Annotated in this window: 32 protein-coding genes; 30 read left to right on the forward strand and 2 right to left on the reverse strand. The window is 44.2% G+C overall.

From position 1 onward, the window contains the following. Positions 1-84: 84 nt before the first annotated feature. The 29 genes from FTV48_RS03015 to FTV48_RS03155 all read left to right on the forward strand — a co-directional run bounded on the left by FTV48_RS03015 (position 85) and on the right by FTV48_RS03155 (position 22,319). The gene (locus FTV48_RS03015) at positions 85-1,098 is read left to right on the forward strand and encodes an aminoglycoside phosphotransferase family protein (RefSeq protein ID WP_179999355.1); all 1,014 of its coding nucleotides are present in this window, start codon (positions 85-87) and stop codon (positions 1,096-1,098) included. Then, complete coding sequence (gene murU / locus FTV48_RS03020) at positions 1,099-1,788, forward strand: N-acetylmuramate alpha-1-phosphate uridylyltransferase MurU (protein WP_005170373.1); 690 nt, start codon at positions 1,099-1,101, stop codon at positions 1,786-1,788. A gap of 85 nt (positions 1,789-1,873) precedes the next feature. Then, positions 1,874-2,506: a 16S rRNA (guanine(527)-N(7))-methyltransferase RsmG gene (gene rsmG, locus FTV48_RS03025; RefSeq protein ID WP_005097338.1), complete on the forward strand. Its 633-nt coding sequence runs from the start codon at positions 1,874-1,876 to the stop codon at positions 2,504-2,506. A gap of 25 nt (positions 2,507-2,531) precedes the next feature. Continuing rightward, the gene (locus tag FTV48_RS03030; RefSeq protein ID WP_005170377.1) at positions 2,532-3,314 is read left to right on the forward strand and encodes a ParA family protein; all 783 of its coding nucleotides are present in this window, start codon (positions 2,532-2,534) and stop codon (positions 3,312-3,314) included. Beyond that, complete coding sequence (locus FTV48_RS03035) at positions 3,311-4,198, forward strand: ParB/RepB/Spo0J family partition protein (protein ID WP_005097335.1); 888 nt, start codon at positions 3,311-3,313, stop codon at positions 4,196-4,198. The genes FTV48_RS03030 and FTV48_RS03035 overlap by 4 nt, the downstream gene beginning before the upstream one ends. Positions 4,199-4,231: 33 nt before the next feature. Beyond that, entirely contained in the window at positions 4,232-4,870 is a 639-nt protein-coding gene (locus FTV48_RS03040; protein ID WP_005097334.1) for a MotA/TolQ/ExbB proton channel family protein, read from the forward strand. Positions 4,871-4,880: 10 nt separating this feature from the next. Continuing rightward, positions 4,881-5,303, forward strand: a complete 423-nt coding sequence (locus FTV48_RS03045; protein WP_004278885.1) for a biopolymer transporter ExbD — start codon at positions 4,881-4,883, stop codon at positions 5,301-5,303. Continuing rightward, positions 5,303-7,030, forward strand: a complete 1,728-nt coding sequence (gene msbA, locus FTV48_RS03050; RefSeq protein WP_179999357.1) for a lipid A export permease/ATP-binding protein MsbA — start codon at positions 5,303-5,305, stop codon at positions 7,028-7,030. Before FTV48_RS03045 ends, msbA begins: the two co-directional genes overlap by 1 nt. 3 nt (positions 7,031-7,033) lie before the next feature. Next, a complete protein-coding gene (lpxK, locus tag FTV48_RS03055; RefSeq protein ID WP_179999359.1) occupies positions 7,034-8,038 on the forward strand; it encodes a tetraacyldisaccharide 4'-kinase in 1,005 nt (334 codons plus the stop codon). A 12-nt stretch (positions 8,039-8,050) separates the two neighbouring features. Continuing rightward, entirely contained in the window at positions 8,051-8,812 is a 762-nt protein-coding gene (gene kdsB / locus FTV48_RS03060; protein ID WP_179999361.1) for a 3-deoxy-manno-octulosonate cytidylyltransferase, read from the forward strand. 14 nt (positions 8,813-8,826) lie between these two features. Further along, entirely contained in the window at positions 8,827-9,807 is a 981-nt protein-coding gene (locus FTV48_RS03065; RefSeq protein ID WP_179999363.1) for a DNA polymerase III subunit delta' C-terminal domain-containing protein, read from the forward strand. Positions 9,808-9,822: 15 nt separating this feature from the next. Beyond that, positions 9,823-10,164: a PilZ domain-containing protein gene (locus FTV48_RS03070; RefSeq protein WP_005170399.1), complete on the forward strand. Its 342-nt coding sequence runs from the start codon at positions 9,823-9,825 to the stop codon at positions 10,162-10,164. 27 nt (positions 10,165-10,191) lie between these two features. Beyond that, positions 10,192-10,965: a TatD family hydrolase gene (locus tag FTV48_RS03075; RefSeq protein WP_074383252.1), complete on the forward strand. Its 774-nt coding sequence runs from the start codon at positions 10,192-10,194 to the stop codon at positions 10,963-10,965. Positions 10,966-11,005: 40 nt separating this feature from the next. Further along, positions 11,006-11,620, forward strand: coding sequence for a TetR/AcrR family transcriptional regulator (locus tag FTV48_RS03080; RefSeq protein ID WP_100355372.1), 615 nt, complete (start codon positions 11,006-11,008; stop codon positions 11,618-11,620). Between the two features lie 14 nt (positions 11,621-11,634). Further along, a complete protein-coding gene (locus tag FTV48_RS03085) occupies positions 11,635-12,186 on the forward strand; it encodes a type II secretion system protein (protein WP_100329620.1) in 552 nt (183 codons plus the stop codon). Between the two features lie 106 nt (positions 12,187-12,292). After that, positions 12,293-12,694: a type II secretion system minor pseudopilin GspI gene (gene gspI / locus FTV48_RS03090; protein WP_252721253.1), complete on the forward strand. Its 402-nt coding sequence runs from the start codon at positions 12,293-12,295 to the stop codon at positions 12,692-12,694. Beyond that, on the forward strand, positions 12,691-13,326 hold the full coding sequence (gene gspJ, locus FTV48_RS03095; protein WP_005170411.1) for a type II secretion system minor pseudopilin GspJ: 636 nt from the start codon (positions 12,691-12,693) through the stop codon (positions 13,324-13,326). Before gspI ends, gspJ begins: the two co-directional genes overlap by 4 nt. Before the next feature lie 12 nt (positions 13,327-13,338). Then, the gene (gene gspK, locus FTV48_RS03100) at positions 13,339-14,307 is read left to right on the forward strand and encodes a type II secretion system minor pseudopilin GspK (RefSeq protein ID WP_005097322.1); all 969 of its coding nucleotides are present in this window, start codon (positions 13,339-13,341) and stop codon (positions 14,305-14,307) included. Between the two features lie 153 nt (positions 14,308-14,460). Beyond that, the gene (locus tag FTV48_RS03105) at positions 14,461-15,057 is read left to right on the forward strand and encodes a 6-carboxytetrahydropterin synthase (RefSeq protein ID WP_005097321.1); all 597 of its coding nucleotides are present in this window, start codon (positions 14,461-14,463) and stop codon (positions 15,055-15,057) included. Positions 15,058-15,103: 46 nt separating this feature from the next. Further along, positions 15,104-15,817, forward strand: coding sequence for a uracil-DNA glycosylase (gene ung / locus FTV48_RS03110; protein WP_005097319.1), 714 nt, complete (start codon positions 15,104-15,106; stop codon positions 15,815-15,817). Continuing rightward, positions 15,814-16,935, forward strand: coding sequence for an enoyl-CoA hydratase/isomerase family protein (locus FTV48_RS03115; RefSeq protein WP_100535281.1), 1,122 nt, complete (start codon positions 15,814-15,816; stop codon positions 16,933-16,935). The genes ung and FTV48_RS03115 overlap by 4 nt, the downstream gene beginning before the upstream one ends. A gap of 7 nt (positions 16,936-16,942) precedes the next feature. Beyond that, on the forward strand, positions 16,943-17,458 hold the full coding sequence (tadA, locus tag FTV48_RS03120) for a tRNA adenosine(34) deaminase TadA (RefSeq protein ID WP_005097317.1): 516 nt from the start codon (positions 16,943-16,945) through the stop codon (positions 17,456-17,458). 55 nt (positions 17,459-17,513) lie between these two features. Then, the gene (locus tag FTV48_RS03125) at positions 17,514-17,945 is read left to right on the forward strand and encodes an SRPBCC family protein (protein WP_179999365.1); all 432 of its coding nucleotides are present in this window, start codon (positions 17,514-17,516) and stop codon (positions 17,943-17,945) included. A 17-nt stretch (positions 17,946-17,962) separates the two neighbouring features. After that, entirely contained in the window at positions 17,963-18,646 is a 684-nt protein-coding gene (gene cmk, locus FTV48_RS03130; RefSeq protein WP_100535282.1) for a (d)CMP kinase, read from the forward strand. A 110-nt stretch (positions 18,647-18,756) separates the two neighbouring features. Next, positions 18,757-20,436 carry a 30S ribosomal protein S1 gene (gene rpsA, locus FTV48_RS03135; RefSeq protein ID WP_005097313.1) on the forward strand — a complete coding sequence of 560 codons (1,680 nt, stop codon included), beginning with the start codon at positions 18,757-18,759 and terminating at the stop codon, positions 20,434-20,436. A gap of 163 nt (positions 20,437-20,599) precedes the next feature. After that, the gene (locus FTV48_RS03140) at positions 20,600-20,905 is read left to right on the forward strand and encodes an integration host factor subunit beta (RefSeq protein WP_005097312.1); all 306 of its coding nucleotides are present in this window, start codon (positions 20,600-20,602) and stop codon (positions 20,903-20,905) included. Between the two features lie 23 nt (positions 20,906-20,928). Next, positions 20,929-21,288: a lipopolysaccharide assembly protein LapA domain-containing protein gene (locus tag FTV48_RS03145; RefSeq protein ID WP_179999367.1), complete on the forward strand. Its 360-nt coding sequence runs from the start codon at positions 20,929-20,931 to the stop codon at positions 21,286-21,288. A gap of 36 nt (positions 21,289-21,324) precedes the next feature. Then, positions 21,325-22,005, forward strand: coding sequence for an orotidine-5'-phosphate decarboxylase (pyrF, locus tag FTV48_RS03150; protein WP_179999369.1), 681 nt, complete (start codon positions 21,325-21,327; stop codon positions 22,003-22,005). 86 nt (positions 22,006-22,091) lie between these two features. Beyond that, a complete protein-coding gene (locus tag FTV48_RS03155; RefSeq protein ID WP_100329616.1) occupies positions 22,092-22,319 on the forward strand; it encodes a hypothetical protein in 228 nt (75 codons plus the stop codon). 114 nt (positions 22,320-22,433) lie between these two features. Here the strand turns inward: FTV48_RS03155 and FTV48_RS03160 are convergent, their stop codons facing one another. Together FTV48_RS03160 and FTV48_RS03165 are read right to left on the reverse strand one after the other, a co-directional pair. Continuing rightward, positions 22,434-23,342 (reverse strand): lysine exporter LysO family protein, encoded by a 909-nt coding sequence (locus tag FTV48_RS03160; RefSeq protein ID WP_179999371.1) that lies wholly within the window; start codon positions 23,340-23,342, stop codon positions 22,434-22,436. A gap of 68 nt (positions 23,343-23,410) precedes the next feature. Next, positions 23,411-24,910: a flavin-containing monooxygenase gene (locus FTV48_RS03165; protein ID WP_373683524.1), complete on the reverse strand. Its 1,500-nt coding sequence runs from the start codon at positions 24,908-24,910 to the stop codon at positions 23,411-23,413. Between the two features lie 141 nt (positions 24,911-25,051). Between FTV48_RS03165 and FTV48_RS03170 the strand changes: the two genes are divergently transcribed. Beyond that, the gene (locus FTV48_RS03170) at positions 25,052-26,059 is read left to right on the forward strand and encodes an AraC family transcriptional regulator (protein WP_005097302.1); all 1,008 of its coding nucleotides are present in this window, start codon (positions 25,052-25,054) and stop codon (positions 26,057-26,059) included. The last annotated feature ends 49 nt before the right edge of the window (positions 26,060-26,108 follow it).

Below are 26,108 nucleotides of genomic sequence, written 5' to 3' on the forward strand. Positions count from 1 at the left end.
TTATTGTCGCATCATAGAGAAAAAGTTGATAAGTAGCTACACTTAGCACTTTAAAAACTCAGCCTGTATTAGAATTAATTGCAAATGAATACACAACGCGAACAATTGATACAATCTTGGATTGCCTCTGTACTCGGTTCAGATCAATTTGAAACTCATTTTTTAGCAGGTGATGCCAGCTTCCGTCGTTATGCACGAATCAAACTGAATAATAAAACATTTATGCTGATGGATGCACCACCAGAAAAAGAAGATTGTGTGCCTTTTGTGACGATTGATGAATTTTTTGATGCGCATGGCGTGCGTGTTCCGCATATTGTCGCCAAAGATCTGGAAAATGGTTTTTTGCTGCTCGAAGATTTTGGCGATGTCCTGCTTTCCAATCTGCTGAATGAAGAGACAGTGGATGCTTATTATGAGCAAAGCTTTAAGCAGCTGATTCAACTGCAATCAATTGCTGGAGAAGGACATTTTCCGGAATACTCTTATGAAAAACTGATCTCGGAAATGCAGTTGCTGACTGACTGGATGTTGCCAGCCTTAAAGATCCAGCCGACTGAATCAGAAAGTGCCTTGATCAAGCGTAGCTTTGCGATTCTGGCCAATGCAGCGCTGGCGCAGCCACAAGTGATTGTGCATCGTGATTTTCATAGCCGTAATCTGATGAAAATTGACAATGAAACCGAACTCGGGGTGATTGATTTTCAGGATGCGGTGATTGGTGCGGATACCTACGATCTGATCTCGATTACCCGTGATGCTTATGTACAGTGGAATGCAGATCGCGTGTATCACTGGTTTGAAGCCTTTTATAATTTATTGCCAGCCTCAGCCAAAGAAGACCGTGATTTTGAGCAATTCAAGAAAGATGCCGATATGATGGCGATTCAACGTCATATCAAAATTCTGGGTATTTTTGTGCGTCTGTTTGAACGTGATGGTAAGTCTGGTTATTTAAAAGATTTACCACGGGTGATGTGGTATTTATTAGAAGAATCTAAACCTTATCCAGAATTACAACCTTTTATGCAGTTTATGCATGAAAAAGTGATGCCGGCTTTTGAAGCAAAATATGGTTCATATGAGGTGGCTGCCTAAATGAAAGCGATGATTTTAGCCGCAGGCCTCGGTAATCGTATGCGGCCTTTAACGCTGCATACCCCAAAGCCTTTGCTTGAAGTCGGTGGCAAGCCGCTGATTGTCTGGCATATCGAGAAACTGGCTGCGATTGGCGTCACTGAAATCGTGATCAATACTGCATGGCTCGGTGAAAAACTGGCACAAGCCCTGGGCGATGGCTCACAGTTTGGCGTAAAAATTCTGTGGTCACATGAAGGTGAAGGTCTGGAAACGGCAGGCGGGATCATTCATGCTTTGCCGCTTTTGGGTAATCAGCCTTTTATCCTATTAAATGGTGATGTCTGGACCACAATGGATTTTGCACCTTTATTAGATGTTGATCTGAACGATAATTTGGCACATCTGGTGTTGGTCGAAAATCCGGAGCAACATCCAGAGGGTGATTTCACCCTTGCAGAAGGGAAGGCTTATACCTTCGATCAACAGGTCGAGGGTGAAAACCTGACTTTTAGCGGTGTATCCGTCATCAGTCCAAAAATGTTTGAAGGCTTAGAGGCTGGAAAGCGTCCTTTGGCACCTTTATTAAAGGCAGCGATGCTGAATCATCAAGTGGTTGCCTCTAAACTGGCAGGTATTTGGGTAGATGTCGGTACGCCTGAACGTTTAACGGCACTGGATTTGGCAATCCGTGAAGCTAAGTCTGTTTAAGTGAATATTCACTAAGCACTGCCTACTATGACAAGATATAGAAAACGGTATACTTCCACCTAACTTTTTCGAGCGTAGATTGTTTATGCACATGTTTTTTCAAGAACTAAAGCAGGGTAGCCAGGCTTTGGGTTTAGAGCTATCTGAAGAAGCTTTGAATTTATTACTCAAGTATCAGGACGCTTTGGTGCTGTGGAACAAAGCATATAATTTAACTGCGATCCGTGATCCGAAAGAAATGCTGGTCAAGCATCTGCTGGACAGTCTCAGCATTCTAAAAGATCTGCCAGCGGGCCGTCTGCTCGATATCGGTACGGGTGGCGGTATGCCGGGCATGATCATTGCTTTATGTCAGCCCGAGCGTGAATGTGTATTACTCGATTCAAACGGTAAAAAAATTCGTTTCCTGAAGCAGTTTATTGCCGATCTGAAACTTAAAAATGTCATTGCGGTGCAAACGCGTGTAGAAAATGAAGACAGCATTAACGAGCTGGGTCAATTTGATGTGATTACCAGTCGTGCGTTTGCATCTCTGACTGACTTTGTGGATGCCTCTAAACCGTATATGCATGAACAGACCATTATTGCCTCAATGAAAGGCTTAATTCCTGAAGATGAAGTCACTGCTTTAAAAAATGAATTTAGTTGTGAGATTATTGAACTTAAAGTTCCGCGCTTAGACGAACAGCGTCATTTACTGCTATTAAAACGTATTTAAGAATTTTAAAGGGATTGGGGGCAACATGGCACAAATTATTGCGATTGCAAACCAAAAAGGTGGTGTTGGTAAAACCACAACCGCAGTAAATTTGGCGGCATCTTTAGCTGTGTTAAAAAAGCGCGTTTTGCTGGTCGATATGGATTCGCAAGGCAATGCAACCATGGGGTCGGGCATTCAAAAGAATGACTTGCTCTATTCGGTCACCGATGTATTGCTGGGTGAAGTGCCGATTGAAACGGCGATCGCCAAGGCAGAGGTCGGTTATAAGGTTCTGGGTGCCAACCGTGATCTGGCTGGGGTTGAGCTGGCAATTGCAGATCAAGAAGGACGTGAATTCATCCTGCGTGATGCATTGCAAGAAGTCGAAAAGTCATTTGATTATATTATTGTTGATTGTGCGCCAAGTCTGAGCCTGATTACAGTGAATGCTTTGGCAGCGGTTGATGGTGTGCTGATTCCGATGCAGTGTGAATATTATGCACTGGAAGGTCTGGCTGATTTGACCCAGACCATCGATCGGATTCAGCAAGCATTGAATCCAGACCTGCAAATAGTCGGTGTATTACGTACCATGTATGATGCGCGTAATGCCTTGACCCGTGATGTCTCTGAAGAATTAGAACAATATTTCGGTAAAAAACTGTATGACACCGTGATTCCACGCAATATTCGTCTGGCTGAAGCACCAGCACACGGTTTGCCGGTGATTTATTTTGAAAAAAGCTCAAAGGGTGCAGTTGCTTACTTAAATCTGGCAGCTGAAGTATTAAAGAAAAGCAAAGTGAAAAAAGGAAGTAAAGCATGACCGTCAAGAAACGTGGACTCGCTAAAGGTCGTGGCTTGGATGCCTTGCTAGGCTCAATTCAAAAAGAAAAATTACAGATGGAAGCCCAAGGTCTTGATCATGGTCAGCTCAAACAGATTGATGTGAACCTGCTCAAGCGTGGTGAATACCAGCCGCGCCGTTATATCAACGAGCAAGACTTGCAAGAGCTGGCGGCATCGATTGAAAAACACGGCATTATGCAGCCGATTGTGATTCGTCCGGTCGATGACGAACGCTATCCTTATGAAATTATTGCCGGTGAACGTCGTTGGCGTGCAGCGCAGTTGGCAGGTCTGACTGAAATTCCTGCGATTGTGCGCGAACTTCAGGATCAGGTCGCGATTGCATTGGCTCTGATTGAAAACATCCAACGTCAGGATCTGAATCCGATTGATCAGGCCATGGCTCTGCAACGTTTCCATGAGGAATTTGGTCTAAGCCATCAGGAAATTGCAGACACAGTCGGCAAGGCACGTACTACGGTCAGTAATTTACTTCGCCTGCTCAGTCTGGCTGAAGAAGTGAAAGACTTTATGCAGCAAGGCCTGCTGGATATGGGGCATGCGCGTGCGATTCTAACGCTGAAGGCAAAAGACCAGCTCAAAGTCGCTGATATCGTGATTGAAAAAAGCTTGTCTGTTCGTCAAACCGAGCAGTTAGTCCGTGATTTTAATGCACCTAAACAAGAAAAAGTAAAACAAGCGCTTGCACCGGATATTCAGCAATTGACCCAGCGCCTTTCAGAGCGTTTCAGTGCTGATGTGAAAATTGACTATAACAAACAAGGTAAAGGAAAATTAGTCATTAGTTATCATTCTTTAGAAGAGCTGGATGGCATTCTTTCTATTTTAGAAGATGAATAATTTATATATTTTTTTTATTGGGGAATAAATTAGATGTGGGAATTGGTTAAAGCGGGTGGCTGGCTCATGCTGCCACTGGTCTTGTGTTCTATCTTTATGTTGGCGATTTCGATCGAGCGCCTGATTCGCCTGAAGAGGAAGGCGGTACTTCCGTCTACACTTCTGATGAGTCCAGTGCAAAATGCATCACAAGTCATGCAAAAAATTCAACAAAGTACAGAATTGAAGCACAGTACTTTAGGCCGGGTATTTGCAGCAGGCTATGCCAGCAAGCCGCAGGGCGAACAGTATGCCCGTGCACAAATGGAAGTGATGGCATCGCAGGAAATTGGTTATCTGGAAAAGAATATTAACTTTCTGGGAACCTTAAGTGCTGTGGCGCCATTGCTGGGTTTGTTGGGGACTGTGCTTGGGATTATCGAATCTTTTCTGATGATCGATGTGGGGACTGGGAGTGATCCGGTATTGATGATGCCAGGTATTTCCAAAGCCTTGATTACCACAGCAGCCGGGATGCTGATTGCGATTCCGGCACTTTTTGCCCATCGTTACTTCCAGCGACTGGTTCAGGAATATGTGGCGGAGCTTGAACAGCAGGCGACCTTGTTTCATGCGGATCTTTTTTATCGCAATATTGCAGATATAGACCAAGATATGCAAAAAGCCAGCTAGGAGGCGGATGATGAAATTCAAACGCAACCAGGTTGAAGATGTGCATATTAATCTGACCCCTATGATTGATTGTCTGCTGTTTATTCTGGTCTTTTTACTGTTATCGACAACATTTAGCCAAATGAGCCGTATGAACTTGACCTTACCAGATGCGCAGGGTGTTCCGCCTAAAAGTTATGATCAGAAAGTTGAAGTGATTGTGGATGCCAATGGTCATTATGCAGTCAATGGTCAATCCTTGGCCAGTAAAGAAGTCGCAGATTTAAATACTGCAATTAAACAGATTTCTAATGAACGCCGTGATTTAATGTTCGTCATTGCCGCTGACGCGAAAGCCAGCCATCAGGACGTGATTCGCGTTATGGATGTGGCCGGGCAGCTCGGCTTTGTCAATATTAATATCAGTACCAAAGTACCTACCCGAGGTTATTAGTGAAGCACGATTTTAAGGTCTATCTTCGCCTTTTAAGTTATTTAAAACCCTTTTGGGGCATCGGATTGCTTGTCCTGCTCGGTTTTTCTATTAATGCGGCTACAGAAGTTTCTGTGGCTAAATTACTGGAATATATTATTGAGGCCATTCAAGACAAAGACCAGAGTTTCACTTCGCTTTTCCCGTTTTTAGTGGTTGTCCTGATGTTCTTTCGTGGGCTGGGATTATTCATGGGGGGGTATTTTACTGCGGTGATTTCCCGTAATCTGGTGTTCAATATCCGTCAGGAAGTTTTTGCAAAACTGCTGCGTTTACCGTCTCAGTATTATCTGGACAATACCAGCGGGCATATTACTGCCAAGATCATGTATAACGTGGAACAACTGACCGCTGCCTCAACAGAAGCGTTAAGAACCCTGTTGCAACAAGGTTTGATTACGATTGCGCTATTAGGCTATCTGCTATATAGCAACTGGCGTCTGACCATGTGTATCCTGATTTTTGCACCCGTTATTGGCTTTGTGATCAGTAAGGCGGCTAGACGGATGCGTAAATTATCGCAGCAAGTACAAGACACCATGGGTGATGTGAACCATGTGGTGCAGGAAACGGTGAATGCCAACCTGATCGTCAAGGGCTTTGGTGGACAAAACTACGAGCAGGAACGCTTTAAACAGAACTCGCTGGAAAACTTGCGTCGTGGCTTGAAAATGGTCGCTGTACAACAGTTGAATAGTCCTGTGGTTCAGTTGATCATGTCGATTTCACTGAGTATCGTGATGTTTATTGCCTTGCGTCCGCAAATTCTGGGTGATACCTCTGCAGGTGAATTTGTCGCTTATATTACTGCGGCGGGGATGCTGGCAAGACCAATCAAAGCCTTGACGGATATCAATGAAAAGATTCAACGGGGTATGGCCGCAGCACATTCAGTATTTGAATTGCTGGATATGCCTGAAGAAAAAAATACCGGGACGTTGACTGATAGCTTAAAAGGCGACATTGAATTTAAAGATGTCAACCTGATTTATGATGATGGTCATCATGCCATTCATGATTTTAATTTAAAGGTGAAGGCCGGTGAAACAGTGGCGCTGGTCGGTCGTTCTGGGGCCGGTAAAAGCTCGCTGGTGAATCTGCTGGTGCGTTATCAGGATACAACGTCAGGTCAGCTTCTACTGGATCAGAAACCGATTGAAGACTTTGAGCTGACTGCCTTGCGTACCCAGATTGCGATGGTGAATCAGCAAGTGGTGCTGTTTAATCGGACTGTGCGGGAAAATATTGCCTATGGTCAGCTCGAAGGTGCGACTGATGAAGATATTATTGCAGCAGCAAAAGCCGCTTATGCACATGATTTTATTATGGCTCTGCCAAAAGGTTATGATACCCAACTGGGTGCTCAAGGTTTAAATCTGTCTGGTGGTCAGCGTCAGCGCATCGCGATTGCACGTGCGATTTTGAAAAATGCCTCTATTCTGATTCTGGATGAAGCAACCAGTGCCCTGGATAATGAATCCGAATACTTTATTCAGCGTGCCTTTGATCAGGCCATGCAAGATCGTACAACCATTGTGATTGCACACCGTTTATCGACGATTGAAAATGCGGATCGTATTGTGGTCATGGATCAGGGGTGTATTGTCGAGCAAGGGACTCATGCAGAACTGATTGCATTGCATGGGGCTTATTATCAGCTGCATCAACGTAATTTTGAGGAACAATAAGTTATGGCATTGGCGCAAATCATTCAGGATGCTTGGAATGCACAGGCAAAGTGGCTGGTGGTGCTGCGTCCTTTGTCATGCTTGTATCGTTTAGGTTTTGTCAGCAATCGCTGGCTGTACCAGAAAGGGATCAAGACAAGCTATAGTGCTCCGATTCCGGTCATGGTGATTGGCAATATCACTGTCGGTGGTAGTGGTAAAACCCCTTTACTGATTCATCTGGTTGATTATTTAACTCAACAAGGTGTAAAAGTTGGGGTGATTAGTCGTGGTTATGGCGGCAAAGGTCCATTTCCGGCTTATGTGGATTTTAATACCTTGCCTGAGGTCGTCGGTGATGAGCCTGCCTTGATTGTACAGGCGACGGGCGTGCCGATGGCCGTAGGGCCAAACCGGCAAAAAAGTATTGAACTGTTACTGCAAAAACATCAGTTGGATCTGATTATTTGTGATGATGGTTTGCAGCACTGGGCTTTAAATCGTCAGATTGAATGGATTGTACTGGACAATAATCGCGGTCTGGGCAACCAAAAACTGCTTCCGGAAGGCTATCTGCGTGAACCGGTGACACGCTTGGAAACAGGAACGGTAATTGAGCATTCGGCAAGTCCAAGTTCTGAGCTATATATGCATCTGGCTGCATCACAGCCTTATCTACTCAATCAAGACAACAATAAAATCTTCGATCCTCAATCGGCTTTTTATGCCGTGGTGGGAATCGGTTTTCCGCAGCGCTTTTATCAGACCCTGAAAAATCTGGGCATAGAACAATTCCAGTGTCATGAATTTCCCGATCATCATGATTATGACATTGAAGATCTACAGTTTGATGATGCCAATCCGATCATTACCACGGAAAAAGACGCAGTCAAGATTATGGCATTACTGAAACAATATCCCGACTTTAAGCAGGATATCTGGGTGGTGCCAGTCGATGCAGTATTATCGCCAGTCTGCTATACGGTCTTGCAGCAACAGTTACAACAATACGGTATTCAAATTTCTTAAGGCTTATTCAGTATGAAACACATTGTTATTCCTGCACGTTTTGCCAGTTCACGTTTGCCGGGTAAACCCTTGCTGGACATTCATGGTCGTTCCATGATTTTACGTGTGGTGGATCAAGCCAAAAAAGTACAAGGTTTTGATGATTTGTGTGTGGCGACCGATGATCAGCGTATTGCTGAGGTTTGCCGTGCCGAAGGTGTTGATGTGGTGATGACTTCGGCGGATCATCCTTCCGGGACAGACCGCCTCAGTGAAGTAGCGCGAATCAAAGGCTGGGACAGTCACGATATTATTGTCAATGTGCAGGGTGATGAGCCTTTATTGCCGGCACAACTGGTGAAGCAGGTGGCACAACTTCTAGAAGATCAACCGGATTCTTCGATGTCGACGCTATGTGAGCCGATTCATCAACTAGACGAATTTAAGCGTGACAGCATTGTCAAAGTGGTGATGTCCAAACATAATCAAGCTTTGTATTTTAGCCGTGCCACCATTCCTTATGACCGTGATGGCGCCAAGCTGGCTGAAGCAAAACTGCATAATCAGGCCTATCGTCATTTAGGTTTATATGCTTACCGGGTGAAACTGCTTCAAGAATATGTCACCTGGGAGATGGGGGTTCTGGAAAAACTGGAATCCCTAGAGCAATTGCGGGTACTGGAAAATGGTCACCGTATTGCGATTGCCGTGGCTGAAGCCAATTTGCCACCGGGTGTGGATACTCAAGAAGATCTGGATCGATTGAATCAAATGGATCTTTCTCATTTTGCTTAAGAAGAGTTGAACACATGCCTTTTGATGTCAATGCACAGATTTATCCATGGCAGCAGCAGGTTTGGGAAACGCTGACCGGACGTTTTCCCAAGCTTGGGCATGGTTTATTGTTTTATGGCAAAAAAGGCTGTGGTAAGGAAGCATTTAGCCAGCAGTTTCTGGCTTGGGTCTTGTGTCTGAATCGGCAGTCTTCTGGTGCATGTGGTGAATGTGGCAGTTGCCAATGGCTCAAGGCCGACACGCATCCCAATTATGTGCATATCAGCACCGACGAAGACAATAAAAAACAGAATGCCAAAATCAAGATTGAAAAGATTCGTGATCTGTTGCCTTTTGTGCAGCAGACCGTCGATGGCTGGCGAGTGATTGTAATTGAGCCTGCGGAAGCCTTAAATATCTCCTCTGCCAATGCTTTATTGAAAACGCTGGAAGAACCCGGTGACAATACGGTCATTATTTTGCTGGCAGATCATTATTTAAAATTGCCTGCAACGATACGGAGTCGCTTGCAGCATTTTGCCTTAGACCGGATTTCCGCAGAACAATTTAGTGATTATGTTCAGGCACAGTTGCCGGATGCAGGTTCTAGCCAGCAACAGTTATTGATGAACCTGTCCAATCAGATGCCCTTACAAGCACTCGAGGTTGCACAAAGTTCATGGCTGCCACTGCGTCAGGAATTCCTGCAAGACTGGCAAAAACTGGTGATGCAAAAAAATATGCCGCTTGCAATTGCGACCAAATGGAACAAAAGCCTGAGCTTTGGTGAATTTGCTCCCATGTTTGAATACTTGTTGTCCGATTTAATTTGTGTCAAGCTCAATCAAACGGTGAAAAACATTGATCTTGAGTTTAATGTGCTTGCCGAACAATATTCATTAGCAGCACTTTTTAAAATTTATGAAGATTTTCAGCGTTCCAAGCAATATCTCGAGCAGAATGTTCAAAGCAATCTGGTGATCGATGAGCTGTTTATCAAGCTGATGAATCTTTAATTAAGGGGAAATCACATGCAACCACGTATGGGCGGTATTATTCAGGCCAATATTCCTGATATTGAAACACTGTTTGCCAGCTATATGCCTTATGTATGGGGTGGTGGACTGTTTATTCCGTCCAAGCAGCCGGTCAAGCTGGGTGAAGAAGTTTTTGTATTGACCACTTTGCCTGAACAGACCCAGAAAATTCCTTTAACCGGTAAAGTGATCTGGGTCTCGCAAAAGCAGAATGGCATCAAGCCACAAGGCTTTGGCATCCAGTTAAGCGGTGAAAAGGGTGTTTATTTCAAAAATGAAGCAGATCGTCTGGTTGCAGGTCTTAAATCTGAAGGGCGTAAAAGTTACACTATGTAGTTCATTTAGCTGTGGTAGGAACGCATTGTGTTTGTAGATACCCATTGTCATTTAACGATGCTGGATTTAACGCCGTATAACGGTGATCTGGATCAGGCACTCGCACAGGCCCGTGAAGCGGGTGTATCCAGGTTCATGAGTATCTCGGTCGATCTGGATGATCATATCGCGCTGGCGAAAATTGCCGCGCGTCACCCGGATGTCGGTTATACCGTTGGGGTACATCCTTGCGAAGATGCTGCGACCATGGCGCGTGCCACGACCGAATATCTGGTCGAGCTGGCACAGCCTGAAAAAGTCTGGGCACTCGGTGAAACCGGTCTGGATTATTATCACAGTACAGATTTTGTCGAAGAACAAAAAGCCTGCTTTGCCCGTCATATCCATGCTTCGCAAATGACCAAGAAACCGGTGGTGGTACATACCCGTGCTGCCAAGCATGATACCGTGGATATTATCCGTGCGGAAAAATCCACGCATGGCATCTTGCATTGCTTTACTGAAGATTGGGAAACTGCCAAAGCGGTTTTAGACTGCGGTTATTATGTCTCATTTTCCGGGATTATCTCGTTTAAAAATGCCCAGGATCTGCGTGATGTGGCCAAACAGGTTCCGCTGGATCGTGTACTGATTGAAACCGATAGTCCTTATCTTGCGCCGATGCCATATCGTGGTAAATCTAACGAACCTAAATACGTTCCTTATGTAGCCAAAGCGCTTTGTGATGTATATGATAAGTCGCTAGAAGAAATGGCTTCTATCACAAAGCAGAACTTTGAAAATCTTCTAAATTTAAAGTAAATAAAGTTATATAAAGTACAAGAGAGTTTATAGGGTGAAGATGGATCGTCAGGCTCAGTTTCGAGCAAGAGAAACCTTGATTTTTCAAGTCGCAGAGCAGCTCCTGCTGGAAAATGGTGAAGCAGGAATGACGCTAGATGCGCTTGCTGCTGAACTTGATCTGGCCAAAGGGACACTCTATAAACATTTTCAGAGTAAAGATGAACTGTATATGTTGCTGATTATCCGTAATGAGCGCATGTTGCTGGAAATGATTCAAGATAGTGATAAAGCTTTTCCTGAACATCTGGCCTTCTTTATGTTGCACCATTTACATCATCCAGAACGTACGGTGCTGTTCCATCAGATTGAAGAACGTCTGTCAACGACTGGCGTGGGAATTCAGCATCTATTCAGTGAACTGTATCAGGTACGCAAACAGCGTTTACGCCTGATCATCCGCATGACAGAAACTTATCTGGTTTCAATTCATAGCCGCATGTCGGTGCGTGACTATCTGGCGTCGATCTGGTCACTGACCCATGGCGCCGCTGCAATTCTCAATTCCAGTTTTTATCAGCGTTATCTGGGTTCACGCGATACCTTGCGCGTGGCCTATATCGATCAAGCACTGGCTTTGCCAAAGCAGGTGCATTCTGCCGAGCAGTTTGCCTAAGGTTAGAGCTTAGTATGATCAGATCATCTCACAGCGCAGTTCGTGGCTTTACCCTCATCGAATTGATGGTGGTGATTGTGATTATGGGAATCATGGCCTCACTGGTATTGCTGAATACCAGTGGTGTCGATCAGCGTAAGGCCATGCAGGCACGCGAGATTTTGTTATTAGACTTGCAGCGGGTCATGCGTGAGGCGAATGACCAGTCCAGAATACTGGCGCTTGATATGCAACCCGCGACCGATGTCTCGCCATTTCGTTATGGGATTGTAGAATATCGTTCAGCAGCGCAGACTGAACAGAACCTGCAAAATGAAAAATGGCAGAGTTATACAGAATTTAAATTACGTAAGCTGCCGGATCATGTGTCTTTTCGGATTCAGGGGCTAGAACAACAGCGTTATGCCCGTGCGCAAAATCGTGATCTGACGCAGGTGAATTCTCCTCAATTGATCTGGCTGGGGAATGGTGAGGTCAAGCCGGTACGGATTCAGTTCTTTTTAGAAGATCGCGAAGTCGGCTCTGCGATTGAGGTGGATCATCTGGGTAAAATCAATGAAATCTAGATCTTTCAAGCAAAGTGTGTGCTCCAGGCTGATCAAACCATTTAAATCGAGTGCTGATCGATTGCATTGTGGGCACTTCGAGCAGAGCTCTTCGTCTTGCGCAGCGGTGAAACAGCATTTCACTCATCGCAGCTCAGGCTTTACCTTGCTGGAAGTTATGGTTGCACTGGCAATTTTCGCCACCGCAGCCATGACGCTGACCAAAGTCGCGATGCAATATACCCAGTCAACCTCGAATGCCATTCTGCGCACCAAAGCACAGTTTGTTGCCCTGAACGAAGTGGCTCAAATGGAAATCAATCAGCAATGGATGGATGGTACGGCCTCCAAACAGCTGACCCAGCAAGGCGAAACCTGGCAAATTGACAAGCGCAGTGAACCGACGATCAGTCCCAATGTGCAGCGTATTGAACTACAGGTCAGTCTGGTCAATCAGGAGACTGGTCAAGTTGCATCCGGGATCAGCAGCTTGATGTTCTTTAATCATCGCATGAACAATACGCCATGAAGCCTAAAGGATTTACCCTGGTCGAATTATTGGTTGCCATTGCAATCTTTGCGGTACTGTCTGCTTTGGGCTGGAAAGTTTTTGATTATATTGTCAAAACCAAAGATCAAAATGCAGTACATGAACAGCGTCTAGGTCAGCTACAGGAAACCTATCAGCAAATTTTACGGGATACGGTACAGGCAGTCCCTTTAACGGCCAATATCAATAGTGATATTCAACCGGCTCTGGTTTTGCAAAATGGCCGTTTTAATTTTAGTAAAACTGGCGTGACTGATCCTCTGGAGGAGGGTATTTCGCCAGATGAACGCATTGAATATCAGTATCGGGCCGATGAACAAAAACTGTATCGACTGAAATATCGCAACCTGAATCAGACCGGTCGTGATCAACCTGAATCCAGTATTTTATTATCGGACGTTGAGCAATTTCAGGTTGTGGTGCTGAATCCAAATGAACTCACACAGTGGCCTGATTCTTCTATGGATTTAAATCAGCTAGAGCAGAAACAGCGCTTGCCCAAAGGCATTAAAATCAATTTAACCGTGAATGGCGTCAGCTATGAGTGGCTGTTTAGTTTATTAAATACGGACTTTTTGCTTGATAATCAGAATACAGGTCAACCCGGCTAAGAATCATAAAAAATGAAAATGAATAAACAGAGGCTGAAGCAGCAGCAGGGCATTGCACTGATTACCATTCTGGTGATGGTGGCATTGGCGACTATTCTGGCAGCCACGATTGCCCAGCGTCAGGCTGCAACTGCTGAAAGTACCGCCTATCTGATGCGGCAAAATCAGTCGCTGATGTATGCCAAAAGTGCCGAAGCCTTTTTTTCTGAATTACTGGTGGATGATGCTGAAAATGCCGCAGAGGTTGATCATCTACAGGAAACCTGGGCGCAGCCGATGCCGGCTTTTCCGGTCGATGACGGCTATGTTTCCGGAATCATCCAGGATGAATCGGGCAAGTTTAATTTAAATAGCCTGATCACTGCTGAAGATAGCGTCAATGAAAATGCCAAAGCATGGTTCGAGCTGATTTTAAAACGTGCAGGTTTGCCAGCGCAGCTCAGTGAAGCCGTAATTGACTGGCAGGATGAAAACGAGCTGGTGAGTGGAGGTATGGGTGCCGAATCTAATTATTATCAAGGCTTACCGAATGCCGCTTTACCACCGAATGCAAAATTTCATAGCGTAGAGGAATTAAAGCTGGTACGTGGTTTTGAAGAAAATAAGTACAAACTGATAGCACCTTATCTGAGTGCTGCACCGATGCAGGAAAGTCCGGTCAATATTAATACAGCATCTGCTTTTCTTTTAGCCAGTATGGATGAAAAACTGGATGTGAATGCGGTACAGCAATTGCTGGATCAGCGACAGGCCAATTTGGAACACTTTTCTAATGTGTCTGAGTTATGGTCACTCGAACCGTTTGCGCAAGTCGATGCTGCCAAGCGTAATCTGTTTAATAGCCTGCTCGGAGTGCAATCCAATTATTTTAAAGCTCAGATCGAAGTGGTCTTGAGTGAACGCAAGCGCCAGTTCAGTAGTGATCTGGTTCGTCAGGACAAACAGGTATATGTGGCTTATCGCAGTATGGAACCCTTTTAGTCAGGGCTTATTCAGTTATACCGTCAGTCTAAATCTGAACAGCAGCTTGATCCCTTTTCCCTATCAGGCTGAACAGCAAAATTAATCCTCAAAGCTGTAGTTTTGCTTTATAATCAAAATCAATTCACCTATTTTTTGACGACATTACGGCATATGTTAATTCGTAAGTTATTTAAGTTTGAGAATGCTCATATTGTGCGTAACTGCACGTCAGATCGCTGTAAGCGTTCAATCCATGGCCATAGTTATAAAGTCGAGCTACTGTTAAAAGCCTCGAAGTTAGATCATGGGCAGATGGTCTATGACTTTGGTCTGCTTAAAGGTGTGATTAAGGATTTCTTTGATTCTTTCGATCATGCGATCTGTTTCTGGCAAAATGACGACCCGGAATATATTCAGGCTTGCAAAACTTTCAGTGCGCGGTGGGTGTCGTTACCGGTATCACCATCGGCAGAGCAGTTTTCACGTATCTTTTTCTTTCTGGCGCAACAAGTGCTGGCATCGACCGTGACTCAAAATGGCGAAGGTGATGTCGAAGTCTATTCTGTGATTATGCATGAAACCGATACCGGTTATGCACAAAGCTTTTTAGAAGATATTCAAAATGAACAGATGGGCATTCTGAGTCTGGATCAAATTGAGTTTTCTGAACAGGTGCAAGCTGAATGGACCGATCCGGACATGTTGAACAAGCTGAAACAGGGCACAGCATTTCATAACCCGACTGTAGATTTACAGGTACAGATTTAAAGTCTGCGTGACTTGAAATCCATTGACATAGATTTAGGATTGAAGAATGTCTTTAAATGAACAGCAACTGGCCAAACTGAATAAGGTTCAGTTGGATGAAAGCTGGAAATATGGATTGAGTGAGTTTTTACTCAGTCCGAAAATGGACGAATTAAAAGCTTTTCTGGTTGAAGAAAAAAAAGCAGATAAAACAATTTATCCTCCCAATCATCTGATTTTCAATGCCTTGAATACCACGCCGCTCGATCGGGTTAAAGTAGTCATTTTAGGGCAAGATCCTTATCATGGCCCGAATCAGGCGCATGGATTAAGCTTTTCGGTGCAAAAAGGGGTTGCATTGCCGCCATCTTTGCGTAATATTTTCCACGAGTTACATGCGGATGTCGGGGTTGAACGACCAAAGCATGGTGACTTGACGCATTGGGCGGAGCAGGGTGTGCTTCTGTTAAATGCAGTACTGACCGTAGAGGCAGGTCAGCCGACTTCGCATCAAAAGCGCGGTTGGGAAGAATTCACCGATCACGTCATTGATGTTTTAAATGAGCAGCGTGAACATATTGTCTTTATTCTTTGGGGCGCATACGCACAGCGTAAAGGACAGCGCATCAATCAGGACAAGCATCTTGTGTTAAAGGCCGCACATCCATCGCCTTTGGCCGCAAACCGTGGTGGTTTTTTTGGTTGTAAAGTATTTTCAAAATCGAATAACTATCTCAAACAACATGGCATTGAGCCTATAGATTGGCAGCTGGACGCATGACATATTCTCCCCTTACTAAAACTTATCATCCGGATTTGATCGTTGAAGAAGCGCATAATGGCTGGCGTATCGTTCGTTTAAATCGTCCAAAGTCTTTGCATGCTCTGGATGAATCGATTGCTTCTGCACTTTTGGAAGTATTTCAGGATTTTCATACGGATGACAGCGTAAAAGCGATCTGGTTAGATTCAACCACACCGAAAGCATTCTGTGCCGGCGGCGATGTGCGTAAATTACGTCAACTGGTCATTAACGATGAAGTGGCGGCTGCCAATAAGTTTTTTGAACAGGAATATGCGCTGGATCTGTTATTGCATAATTATGCCAAACCGGTTTTGGTCTGGGGTGAAGGTTATGTGATGGGTGGGGGCCTTGGTCTGTTTATGGCGGCACCTTTCCGTTTAGTGACGCCGTATTCGCGTTTGGCGATGCCTGAAATCAATATCGGTTTATATCCCGATGTGGGTGCAACTCGCTTCCTGGCCGATCGGGGCGCGATTGGTTTATTTACCGGCTTGACCGGTTCAATCATGACCGCTGCAGGTGCTTATGGGATTGGCTGGGCAACACATATTTGTGATGCACAGCGTGATTCAGTTTTAGATAAAGTGATTAATATCGACTGGGATCATTATCCTGCAGGTGACTTCCGTGCCATTGATGACACTTTAAATAGTATGCATCGTCCGGTAGGGCCAGGACCACTGCAAAACTCTCTGGATGTGATTCATAGTGTTTGTCGTGGTGTCAACTTCGAGCATGATTATGAATCGATTATCGGTCTGAGTGATGCGCGCAGTGACTGGTTGCGTCAAGCCAGTGAAAATCTGCAAAAAGGTTCACCAACTACAGCTGCATTGACCTGGTTGCTCTGGCAATGGGGTAAACAGGTACATTCCTGGAATGAAATTTTTGAACTGGAAACCCAGATTTCTGACTGGAAAATCCGTCATCATGATTTCGTTGAGGGGGTACGCGCGCGTCTGGTGGATAAAGACCTTTCTCCTGCATGGAAAAAGGGTGCAAATATGAGCTTAAAAGGTATTTTGTCTGCAAACCCTCCGGTGACCAATATTGAAAGCTGGAATGCCTTGTTAAAACAGTATGGTGTGATTTAAGTCTTACATGTCCGAAACACAATTGAGCGATGAATACTGGATGCAGCTTGCCTATGCGCAGGCTGCACTTGCTGCCGCACAGGGCGAAATTCCGGTGGGTGCGATTATTGTTAGTCAGAATCAGATCATTGGTCAGGGCTTTAATGCGCCGATTTCCTTAAATGATCCGACCGCGCATGCCGAGATTGTGGCGCTGCGTGATGCCTGTCAAAATATCCAGAATTATCGACTACCTGACGATGCAGTGCTGTATGTAACCCTTGAGCCGTGCACCATGTGTGTTGGTGCTTTGGTGCATTCACGGGTTTCACGGGTAGTATTTGGCGCATTTGAAGCGAAAGCGGGTTCACTGGTCAGTGCACGTCAATTATTTGAAACTGGCTATTATAATCATGTATTTTCCTTTGAAGCAGGCTGCATGCAGCAGCAATGCTCCGAACAGCTTAGTGCATTTTTCAAGTTGCGTCGTGAGCAGAAGCGGCAACTCAGGTTACAAGAAAAATTATTAAATACGCAGAAATAAATCTACTTTATCGCTAAAATTCCTTAGTTTCGAATCTATAATTTCAGGAAAAATAATGCATAGCATTCAAGTAAAAAAAGAATTTCCGGCATCGATTGATAAAGTCTTTGATTTAATGTCTAAGCATGCCACCTATAATATTGCCTTTGCGCCGATGCAGGTGCAACGAATCAAGGATTCTGCAGATGCTGAACATCCGGATGGACTAGGTTCGGTGCGTGCTATGGGGGTGGGGCCGCTCAAGCCGCTGAAAGAACAGATTACATTGTTTGAGCCGAATGCTCGTATTGAATATCAGATTATTAAAAATCCATTGATCAAGCATCATCTGGGGATTATCGAATTTGAAGCGCTGGCCGATGATAAAACCCTGGTCACCTATACGATTGAATTACAGGCGCGTGCGCCTTTTGTGAGTAAATTAATTCTTGCACAGTTACAGGCAGCGATTAAACTAGGCCTGACGAAACTCGCAAAATCTGTTTAAACAACAACGGGAAAGCAATGACAGTTCAAATTATTACCATTGATGGTCCAAGTGGGTCTGGCAAAGGCACGTTGGCAGCAAAACTGGCTGCACATTATCAGTTTCACTTATTGGATTCTGGCGCGCTCTACCGGCTTTTGGGTTTGTCATTGCATCACCATGATTTACTGGATTCAATGGACATTAAGTTGCCAGAATGCGTACAAATCGCAACAAATCTGGATATCCAGTTTGTCAGTAGCGAAACCGGAGTGCAGGTGTACTTGGATGGCGAAGATGTTTCCCAGACTATTCGAACTGAACGCGTCGGAGAATTTGCTTCAAAAGTTGCTGCAATTCCTGAGCTTAGAAGGGCAATGGTTTCACGTCAACATGCTTTTGCACAGGCACCTGGTTTGGTGGCAGATGGCCGCGATATGGCTACAAGTATCTTCCCGCAAGCTCAGGCTAAAATATATTTGACTGCATCGGCTGAATCGCGCGCGCAAAGACGTGTAAAGCAGTTGCAGGGTATGGGGCTGGATGTTAAAATAAACGATATTTTAGCTAATATCATCGCGCGTGATAAACGAGATATGGAACGCACTGTCGCTCCACTCAAGCCTGCCGATGATGCTTACATTATCGATAGTTCAAATTTGAACATTGATGAGGTATTCCAGTTGATGACCACTTATGTGGACCAGCAGTTAGCCAATTAACCTGATTTTATCAGCAAACGCATAGCTTGATCAGTTTTATATGGACTATGTAGATGCTTAATTAAACCGGCCTTGTCTGATCCAAGACCGCTGACTTTATCGGAAATATCATGACCGAATCTTTTGCAGCCCTCTTTGAAGCAAGTGAATTAAACCTCAACGTTGAAAAGGGTGCAGTTATCCAGGGCGTTGTAGTAAGCATTGACTCTGATTGGGTAACTGTTGACACTGGCCTTAAATCTGAAGGCGTTGTTGACCGTGCTGAGTTCTTAAATGAACAGCGCGAACTTGAAGTTCAAGTTGGCGACACTGTAGACGTAGTTGTTGAAGCGCTTGACAACGGTATGGGTCAAACTGTTCTTTCTCGCGAAAAAGCTAAACGCGCTGAGACTTGGACTAAACTTGAAAAAATCTTTGAAGACGGCGAAATCGTTACTGGTGTTATCTCTGGTAAAGTTAAAGGCGGTTTCACTGTTGACATCGGTCCAGTACGTGCGTTCCTTCCAGGTTCTTTAGTTGATACTCGTCCTATTCGTGATACGACTCACCTAGAAGGCAAAGAGTTAGAATTTAAAGTAATCAAACTTGACGCTAAACGTAACAACGTTGTTGTTTCACGTCGTGCTGTTATGGAAGCTGAATCTTCAGCTGACCGTGAAGCTCTTCTTGCTCAGCTTGAAGAAGGTCAAACTGTTACTGGTACAATCAAAAACCTTACTGACTACGGCGCATTCGTTGACCTTGGCGGTATTGACGGTCTTCTTCACATCACTGATATGGCTTGGAAACGCATCAAGCATCCTTCAGAAGTTGTTGAAGTGGGTCAAGAAGTTACTGTTAAAGTACTTAAGTTCGACCGCGAGCGTAACCGTGTTTCTCTAGGTCTTAAACAACTTGGCGAAGATCCATGGTTAGCGATCATGAACCGTTACCCTAAAGGTTCAATCGTTAAAGCGCGCGTAACTAACCTGACTGACTACGGTTGTTTCGCTGAAATCGCTGAAGGCGTTGAAGGTTTAGTACACGTTTCAGAAATGGATCACACGAACAAAAACATCCACCCATCTAAAGTTGTTCAGATCGGTGATGAAGTTGATGTTATGGTTCTTGAAGTTGATGAAGAGCGTCGTCGTATTTCTCTTGGTATCAAACAAACTCGTGCTAACCCATGGGAAGAGTTTGCTAAAGACCACGACAAAGGCGAAAAAGTTTCTGGTACGATCAAATCTATCACTGACTTTGGTATCTTCATCGGTTTACCAGGCGGTATCGACGGTCTAGTTCACTTGTCTGATATTTCTTGGAACGAACAAGGCGAAGAAGCGATTCGTCGTTACAAGAAAGGCGACACTGTTGAAGCTGTTATCCTTTCTGTAGACGCTGAAGGTAACCGTATCAGCCTTGGCATCAAGCAAATGAACAACGATCCGTTCAATGACTTCCTTGCTGCTAACGAACGCGGTGCGTTGGTTAAAGGTACTGTAACTGCAGTTGATGCGAAAGGCGCGACTGTTAAGTTAGCTGATGAAGTTGAAGCGACTCTGAAAGCATCTGAAATCAACCGCGATCGCGTTGAAGATGCAACTAAGTTCCTTGAAGTTGGTCAAGAAGTAGAAGCGAAGATTATCAACGTTGATCGTAAATCTCGCGCAATCAACTTGTCTATCAAAGCGAAAGACGAAGCTGAAGAGAAAGAAGCAGTTGCTAACTTGAAAACAGCGCCAGCTGCTGGTCAAGACAATGGTCCTAAGACGATTGGTGACCTGATCAAAGCTCAAATGGGCAACTAAGTAGACGTTTGAATTGTATTGTTAATGTAAGTTAACTAATACTTTTTATACAAATACTGTAAACGGTAGCGTAGTATTTAATTATTGCGCTACCGTTTTGTATTTAAACAGGTTATTATCGGGAAATAGATCCCAAGTAGCTTGATAATTAAAGAGGTCGCAGATGACTACTGAAGCACTTAATAAGTCTGACTTAATAGAGCGCATTGCATTAAAAAATCCGCATTTGGCCGAGCCTTTAGTGGAAGAAGCGGTTAAAATTATGATTGATCAAATGATAGAAGCTTTATCATCTGACAATCGTATCGAGATTCGCGGATTTGGTAGTTTTGCATTGCATCATCGTGAGCCACGCGTGGGTCGTAACCCTAAAACTGGTAAATCTGTAGAAGTGGCTGCAAAAGCAGTTCCGCACTTTAAGCCAGGTAAGGCCCTTCGTGATGCTGTAAACGAATCTGCAAATAAATAATTGTAAATATTTACGGGGTGTTCATGCGTTACGTTCTGGTCGTTCTTTTATTGGTGCTGTTTGGCTATTCATTGGCTTTGGTTTTGCAAAATGGTACCGAATTGTCCGTGGACTTGTTATTTACTCAAGTTCCTGCAATGCGTCTGGGATTATTGCTTCTCCTCACCCTATGTCTAGGTGTGGTTTTAGGTCTGCTATTGGGCGTTCAAATCTTCCGTGTTTTCCAGAACAATTGGGAAATTAAACGACTACGTAAAGACATTGAACATCTGCGTAAAGAACAGTTAAATACCGCCAAGTTGATGGCCGCTGAAGCAGCAGCCCATACCCGGCATGAAAAAACTGTATTAGATATTACCAATGAAAATCAAAGCCCATTATAATGGGCTTATTTTTTGCCTATTTGAAGGGATAATCTCTTGAGTATCATTGTTGCACTAGATGCCAAAAGCCAATTTGATGCCTTAGCCATTGCAGAACAGCTAGATCCTGCCTTGTGTCGACTAAAAGTTGGTAAAGAGTTATTTACCCATGAAGGTCCAATCATTGTCAGAGCACTTCAAGATAAAGGTTTTGATGTTTTTCTGGATCTGAAATTTCATGATATTCCAAATACGACGGCACAGGCTGTCTGTGCGGCAGCTGATTTGGGTGTATGGATGGTCAATGTTCATGCATCTGGTGGCCGGAAAATGATGGAAACCTGTGTGGAACGTCTACAGGCCGGTAACTATAAAACCCAGCTTATCGCTGTGACAGTGCTGACTTCCATGGGGCGTGAAGACCTGCAGGATATTGGTCTGGATATTGATCCGGATGAGCATGTAAAGCGTCTGGCTCAACTGACTAAAGACAGTGGTCTGGATGGGGTGGTGTGTTCAGCTCAAGAAGCAAAAATGTTACGTGAAACATTAGGCCAAGACTTTGCTTTGGTAACACCCGGTATTCGTCCTGAAGGCTCAAATGCCGATGATCAGAAGCGTATTGTGACACCGAAACAGGCGATGCTGGATGGCTCGACTCATCTGGTGATTGGCCGTCCTATTACCCAGTCTAAGAATATGCGTCAGACTTTAAAAGATATTTTGGCAACGCTTTAATATGATTTGAATGACAAAAAGCCTTTCAGTCGAAAGGCTTTTTTTATATATTGAAAAAAATGGTTATAAAATAAAAAGGAAAAATGATGACTTCATCTGAACCACAATTAGAAAAAGAACAGAATGACGTGATTCAAAATGTTCAACAGGCGGAACAGCTTAAGCAACAAGAACAGCAACAACAGCAGGCAAGCTCAGCAGATTGGACAGCAGGGATCGATGTGGTCAGTTTGGCATCTGATGCCATCAGCCTTGCTTCGGATGTTATTGAAACAGTAGGCGATGCCTTAAGTGATATTGATTTAAGTTTTTAGTCAGCCCTTCTTGCTTGTGCTTCGTTTTAAAATCCTGCTTTAGAACTTAGTCAGGAAGGAGAGTTCCTCTTTAGAAAAGAGAGATTTAGGGAGATTGAGAAAGCAATAAAGCAATTAAATCGCTGCCAGTACACTCACCATGACTGGTGCTAACAGTGACAAAATAAATCCACTGACCATAGCATGCGGAATAAAATCGTGACCGCAAGCCTGCTTAACCATCGGTAAAGTCACATCCATTGCAGTTGCACCTGCTGCGGAAATGGCAGATCTCGGGTATCTCCAGCCCATACAATACATCAGTAAGATGGCAAAAATTTCTCTAAACAGGTCATTCATTAGTGCAATGCTGCCGAGTTCTGCATTTCGAAGCTCGGTCACGACAACGCCTGACATTGAGTAAAATCCATAGCCTTGTGACAGCATGATCAAATCTTTCAGGCCAATCTGTGTGTTCCAGAATGAATACAGCATAACTGCGAATAATGAACCGAAGATACAACCGATCGGAACCAGAAGAATTTTGATATTTAACCAAGAACGATCCAGTGGCGAATAAGCCAGATCTAAACCAATGAAAAACATAAATACCAGTAACAAATGCCAGGTGCTAATGTGTAAGGACAGATCAAACAGACTCAAGCCAGCATGTAAAAAGTATCCGCCTGCGAGTGCCAAAAAAGCATAACTCATATTCAGTAAGGATTTAATTACCAGATCAAGGGATATTCTGCCTGAACTGGGAAGAAAACCAGCCCACTTGAACAGCAAATAGCAAATAGCAAAAGCACCGAGTGATGTCAGAAAGGCAATGCTGATGGATGTACTCAGAATCTGTAGGGGATGCTGTAATTCATCCACAAGCTGTGAGAATTCAAAGGCAATCGCAATCAGTAACACATAGCTGAAATAAGGTAAGAGCTTGAAACAGATTTTAATCAGCGATACTGGAATCCGTTTCGCCAAAGCAAAACCGAGTGCCAAACAGAGAAGAAGCTGAAAGATGAGCCAAAGCGATTGCATAAGTTTAATAGATTGAAAAAATTATCTTTAAATTATGCCATCGCTTGATGCTAGATGGTGAAAAGCTTTTAGCTAACTTTATTGAATAATCGATAATCTGCGGTATTGGGTTTCTTGGTTTTCAGCCAGTATTTCCAGGTATAAGTCGGCCATAAGGCAAAATTCTTGCCACCTTCCTGCTGATACCAGCTGACACAGCCAGATTGCCATACGGTCTGTTCAAACATATGTTGCACCTGCTGATTAAATGTATCTTGCGCCTGCTCTTTGACCATAATGGCATCGCTATGTGATTGATCGACCCGCTGCATGAGCTGCAAGATATAGTCAACTTGTGCCTCAATCATAAAAATCACAGAGTTGTGTGCCAATAGGGTATTTGGGCCCAGTAATTGAAACAGGTTTGGGAAACCTTTCATGCAAATTCCATAATAACTTTCACCCCCCTGTTTCCAGACCTCATTGAGCTGTAGATTATCCAGCCCAGTACATTGAAAATTCTTCATATAGATGCGTGGATCGGTAATGAACCCGGTGCCATAAATCAGACAGTCAATTGGCCGCTCCTGACCATCTTGGGTAATGATGCTATTTTCAGTAAGTTCCTGAATCTTTTCAGTCACCAGTTCTACATTCCTGCGGTTAAAAGTCGGGAAATAGCTATTGGAAACCAGAATACGTTTACAACCCATGATGTAATCCGGAGTGAGTTTTTGAGCTAACTCAGGATCTTTAATCTGGTATTTGATGAACAGTTCTGCCAGTTTCTGGGTGTATTTCATGATGCCGGGTTTAACGATGGGGATGACCCGCGATTCATTTGACCAATATAAGCGGGCACGGTGCAGTTTTCGGAACCAGTCATATTTTTCAAATAGTGTCTTTTCGAGATGGTGATAGACACGTTCATCGCGAGGAATGATCCAGGCTGCAGTACGTTGCATGACATAGAGTTGTTTGCATTGTGGGGCAATTTCCGGAACATATTGAATGGCGCTGCCACCTGTGCCAATCGATGCGACATTTTTTCCATTTAAATCATAAGTATGATCCCATTGTGCAGAATGAAAGACTTTCCCTTGAAACTTCTCAATACCGGGGATAGGTGGAATCTGGGGAATGTGCAAAGGCCCTGAAGCAAATATGACAAATTGGGCCTCCAGGATACTTTGATCTTGTAACTGCAATTGCCACAGACAGCGCTCTGCCTGGTAATGCGCAGCCAGTACCTCGGTATTTAAGCGGCAGAAAGCACGCAGCTTATAATCGTTTACCAGATCCTGAATATAGGAAAATATCTCGGGTGCTTCGGCATAGCGTTTTGACCAGTTGCTTTTCGGCGCAAATGACAGGGAATATAAATGTGACTGCACATCACAGGCTGCGCCAGGGTACTGGTTGTCTCGCCAGGTTCCACCAAATTCATTGCCTTTTTCCAGCAGAATAAAATCATGGATGCCTTGCTGCTGTAAACGTATTGCCATGGCAATACCGCCAAAACCGGCGCCAATAATGGCGACTTTGGTAAAGGGTGGCGAGCGGGTGGCGCTTGTATTTTCCAGCATCATTGCATTCCTTGCTTATTTTAATAAGAGATTATTATCATCATTCACTGATAAAAGATTAGACCTAAAATTGATCTAAACGGCAATAGCAGTACACTTATTTTTATAGTACAACTAAGACTATCACATTGTATTTGTATGGTTATGAAACGTTCTGTTCTCAGTCTAATGTATTTGATTCAAGGGATGCGCAAGGCGGGCATAGACGTCGATCAGAAGCTGCAAAACATTGGACTGCGTGTCGATGCCTTTGATCCTGGCTCGATTATTCATCCGAGTTTGGAACATGATGTACTTAAGGTGGTAGGGCAGGAAATCGAAGCTGAGCAGGGATTATTGATTGGCCAGCATTATGCATTGGCAGGTTATGGTCCGTTGTTGATGTTACTGGTTACCAGTCCGACGGTACGTGATGCGCTGCATCAGGTGATCCGCTTTCAACAGTTGACGCATTTGACAGGACAATTGGGTTTGCAACAAAGCGAGCATCATAGCGCGCTGTGTTATCGACCGAAAAATCTGGAAGATGGTTTGGGTGTGTTGCTGGCACAGGCGGAGATTTCGGGAACTTTCAAGTTTATCCGTGATATCTACAAAATGATGGGCCTGTCCAAACCTGATTTACGGATCGAGTTACCATTTGCCCATCCGCAAGAGCCGAATACCTTAAAAGTCTATCATGATTATTATGGGACACAGGTTCAGTTCGATGCACCAAGTGCGGCATTCTGGTTTGATGAAGCAGTTCTGGATATTAAAATTCCGTCTGCGGATACGGTGACCTTTGCGCTGTATGAAGCCAAGTGTTTTGCTGAATTGCAACGTTTGCAACAGGATGAGCAGACACCGACAGTGGTGCAGCGCGTTCAGGATTATCTGGAAATACAAAGTGGTTTGATGCCGAGCATGGCCGAAACTGCGCAGGCGCTAAATATTCCGGAGCGAACCTTGCGGCATCAGTTACAGCAGTGCGATACCAGTTATAAACAGATTCGCGAAGACATTATTAAAGATAAGGCTTTGCGATTGATTGAATATAAACAGTATTCAATTGAAATGATTGCAGAGTTGTTGGGCTATTCCGAGCCGGCTGCTTTTAACCATGCCTTTAAACGCTGGTTTGGGCAAAGCCCTCGGCAATATGTGAAATAGCCTAAGCTTGTTTATGCCAAAGTGTTATAGTGTGTTGATTAAACTCCGC

This window comes from Acinetobacter sp. YH18001 (assembly GCF_013416975.1).
GTDB lineage: Bacteria > Pseudomonadota > Gammaproteobacteria > Pseudomonadales > Moraxellaceae > Acinetobacter > Acinetobacter pseudolwoffii.